At 67.7% G+C, this 2,423-nt stretch carries 3 protein-coding genes and 1 pseudogene; 3 read left to right on the forward strand and 1 reads right to left on the reverse strand.

The window, feature by feature from the left end; translation table 11 throughout:
* The first annotated feature begins 137 nt into the window (after positions 1 to 137).
* From GA0115254_RS29305 to GA0115254_RS47880, 3 genes are all read left to right on the forward strand, one after another.
* Entirely contained in the window at positions 138 to 704 is a 567-nt protein-coding gene (locus GA0115254_RS29305) for a hypothetical protein (RefSeq protein ID WP_093898299.1), read from the forward strand.
* A gap of 114 nt (positions 705 to 818) precedes the next feature.
* A complete protein-coding gene (locus GA0115254_RS29310) occupies positions 819 to 1,340 on the forward strand; it encodes a hypothetical protein (RefSeq protein WP_093898300.1) in 522 nt (173 codons plus the stop codon).
* 257 nt (positions 1,341 to 1,597) lie between these two features.
* Positions 1,598 to 1,876 (forward strand): hypothetical protein, encoded by a 279-nt coding sequence (locus GA0115254_RS47880; RefSeq protein WP_176740340.1) that lies wholly within the window; start codon positions 1,598 to 1,600, stop codon positions 1,874 to 1,876.
* A gap of 350 nt (positions 1,877 to 2,226) precedes the next feature.
* Here the strand turns inward: GA0115254_RS47880 and GA0115254_RS29320 are convergent.
* Positions 2,227 to 2,423 (reverse strand): annotated as a pseudogene (locus GA0115254_RS29320) (hypothetical protein); the annotation flags it as partial.

Here is a 2,423-nt window from a genome sequence, read left to right on the forward strand (position 1 = left end):
TGGCCCAGACCCCGACCGGGTACCCGTCCCAGACCGCGGTAAGGGGGGTGCCGAGATCGACGGTCGGGCGATGTTCACGAGTTTTGGTTCTGGCTCACTTTCCGTGGAGGGCTGACTGAGTGTGATGTTAGGGGTGTGTGGGGACCCCGTGGGCGCTCCTCGCGGGGCAGCTCTGCGTCAATGCGAGCCTCAACTGGGGCAGCGTCAGCGGGCAGGCCCGCTGGGACCGGCCCCCGTCGGCGCATCGCTGCGGACCGAGGAGTATCCGTGGGATACACCGGACCCGGACGACGCCCCCCTGGGGCCCCTCGCACGAGAAGGCCCGGCTGCTCGCCTCCGGCGAGAAGGTGCTCGACATACTGCCGGCGCTGCGGGCCGCCCCGTACGGCGACGAGGACATCGCTGTCGTCTTCGCCCACATGGACTTCGGCAACCGGGCGATCACCGACTACTTCCAGTACGAGGACGGACGCACGACGCTGGCCTGCTTCGCCCTGGCGCGCCCGCAGAACCGGCCGCTGTCCGCCAACACCTGCGGGGACATGAACGACGGGCCGGTGCTTCCGGTGCGGACCTGCGTGATCCACACCTTCAAGCACGCGCTGGGCAGCCTCGGCCTGGAGGGCGGCCCGGTACCGGCACTCGCCTCCGTCACCTTCCGCTACTTCGGACCGGATCAGGTCAGCGGCGAGACTTGGGGCTGAACCCGCCCCGGGTGCCGCCGCCCCGCGTCATGACGTCGAGGTCCGCTGCCAGGGCCGGCACATCCCGAGGAAGAGGCCATCGCTCTCACCCCGCGCGGGAAGGGGCCTGTACCAATGGACCACGAGGAATCGCTCCGCAAGTGCCTGGCCGACACCGTCGACATGGCCGCGATCGCTGTCGTCACGGCTGACGAGCCCGGCTCGGCCTCGGCCGCGGCCGCCACTGCGCTCGCCGAACTCGCCCATACCGAGCCAGCAATCAACGGGGCACGGCTCGACATCGTCCACGTCCGCCCTGAGATCGGAACCCGGACCGCTCTGACGAATGCCCTCTATGCCTCCCTGCACCCCGCCATCCGTGCCGGAACCCGCCCCCGGCCACGGAATCTGACCGACGCCAACAAGGACATCGAGGACCAGCTCCACCGACGGGCACCCGTGGTCCTGGCCGTCCACGACGCGCATATCCTTCGCACCCAGGCGCTCCAGGACGTCGAAGGGCTCTGGAAGGACCTCCACCCGCCCGTCCGCCCGGCCATCGTCCTCCTTGGCGACACCCGCCTCACCACCCTGCTGCGGCGCCCCGCACTCGACGGCCTCAACTCCCTGGTCTACTGGGAGCTCTCACTCCCCTGACCAGGTAATCCTCACCTGGTGACCAGTCAATCCTCACGGCTTGTCCGACACCAGCGCGCGGCCAGCGACGCTCAACACCCCATGAAAAAAACCGAATCAGCCCGGTCCACAGCACCCGAGACCGGACACCGAACCGAGAACCACCCCGGACAAGGAAGCGAAGGCTCCCACCACGTCAACCGAATCAAGATGCTCAAACGCCAGAGGTTCGGCCGGGCCGGCTTTCATCTCCTCCGCAAACGCGTCTTGCTCTACTCGTGAAGCACAGGTCAGACCACATCATCAAGGAGCCCGAAGCCGTCCGGGAACCCTTCCAGGAACTCCCGCCGAACGGGGTCGGACTCGGCTTCAGCCATCGTCCCGAGCAGGTCGATCAGTTCGCTCCGCTGGTCGCTCGACAACTTGATGACCAGGCGGGCGACACCCTCCAGGACCTTGACCGCGTCGTCCGGATCCATCTGCTCGTCTTCACTGCCCTCGATGAACCACAGGACATCGACCAGGGCCTCAACCAGGGCGTGGCGGGGGCGCGATGAAGGCGTCGGTCCAGATTCCCATGCCCCTCTTGTAGCAACGGGCCACGGCCCGGCGCGACTGGATTCTGGTCGAACGCGACATCGGCAACCTTGCCGCCGCTTGACCTCGGCCAGGTCACTCGCGCCGTGAAGCGCAAGCTCGTCGGGACAGGTACAGAACTCGGCCTGGTCGACGTCACTGCCGGGCGCTCTGGTCCGGCCCGAGGTCCGGTCCGGAGCAAGGCGCTCGGCCCCGAGCCTTGACCTGTGAGGACGTCGTGTTCGTCGTTGCCCTGGTGTTCAGCCCGCCGCGCCACGGACCGCACTATCAGCTACACCGCACCAGGCAAGACGACCGAGATGATGGATCATCAGAGATGGTTCACGGTGGCCGCGCTATCTGACCAGAGCCAGTTCACGGGCCCGTACTGCTTCTTCAGCGCGGTGCGCTCGCGCCCGTAGCCCCTTAGCGCGGCCTCCACCGCCACCGCCAGGTCGTCCAGGTCCTGCGGCACTGGCACCCGCAGCAGCAAGTGCTGCTTGCGGTGCGCAAGGAGCAGCTCCCCTG

This window comes from Streptomyces sp. Ncost-T10-10d (assembly GCF_900091955.1).
GTDB lineage: Bacteria > Actinomycetota > Actinomycetes > Streptomycetales > Streptomycetaceae > Streptomyces.